1 protein-coding gene is annotated in these 1,147 nt (G+C 34.1%); it reads right to left on the reverse strand.

What is annotated here, in order from left to right:
- Positions 1-768 (reverse strand): hypothetical protein (locus CXF78_RS01320; RefSeq protein WP_145991317.1); only part of this gene is annotated, 768 nt, incomplete at its 3' end.
- Positions 769-1,147 lie beyond the last annotated feature (379 nt).

Below are 1,147 nucleotides of genomic sequence, written 5' to 3' on the forward strand. Positions count from 1 at the left end.
GGTATTAAAATAATTGCTCGATTGGGTCCTCCCTGACTTAGCCATTCGTTTTATAGAAGACGGTGACAGATATTCAGCCCACTGACCATTGACTTTATTCATTGAAATTATTCGCTCATACCCTTTAACTAATTTATCAACAAGAGGGAAAGCCTGTCGTACATCTTGATGATTTGCCCAATCAGGTAACTTTTGTTCTCTAGCAATCCCGACTATAGTAGTTACTTTATAAAGAGTTTCTTTACTGTCGCGGCTAATCGGTACTTGGATTTTTTTTACCTTGGTTACGGAAAGGTGTTTCGCTTTACCAAGGTAAAAACAATCCCTACCAACCGACTCCTTCCAACCTTTCACAGTAAGGCGATACCTATTAAATTTTTGTTTTATGGAATCGATATCTATATAGACTGTTTTTTTTGAGAGAAGCTTTACTGTGACTAAGGCATTTAGTTCTTTAATACCAATGGCTTCTTTACTTGAAATCTTTCCCTTTGTGGGCACATCGATTACCCACTTGAATGCCCTTTTGGATTTTTGACGTTCACCTTTGTGAAGGTTATGATTAATACGAATACATTGATTTTCACTAACAAAGTTCGATATAGAACTTTCATAAGTAAAATGGGGCTTTAAGTTTTCATCTTTTTTTATAGCAGCAAAAATATCATTTTTCTGACTATCAAATTCCATGTCTGATGAGCCAAATGCATATGTATTACTAAATAACACCAATACAATTGTGACAAAAAAAGCTTGTAAAACATCCATATTATTTTCCCTAAAAGTAACGGTTCTAATCAATCGTCAAAATCTAAGACATTTAACTTTGTCATATAACGTTTTAGCATTTATACATTGCGTTATTTGCATGGCTTAAATCACTTGTTGAACTTGGCCTATGCCGAATCCAGATTAATTAGTACACTTTATGCTATAGGAATTTGATTTTTTTGATGCTGGATCTGGGCTGTAGAGCAGTTTTGAACTGATTAATTGGCTTGAATTGTACATATTCATTGAAATTCCTTTATCGTTTGGTGTTCCATCACATTTTTTTAGTCTAGCTGATCCAATGAGAAAATATACTCGATTGAGTCCTGATTTATTTGCTTGTTAATAGCTGACGTTAATCTGAACGTAAACATGA

The sequence above is a fragment of the Shewanella sp. 11B5 genome (assembly GCF_002836795.1).
GTDB lineage: Bacteria > Pseudomonadota > Gammaproteobacteria > Enterobacterales > Shewanellaceae > Shewanella > Shewanella frigidimarina.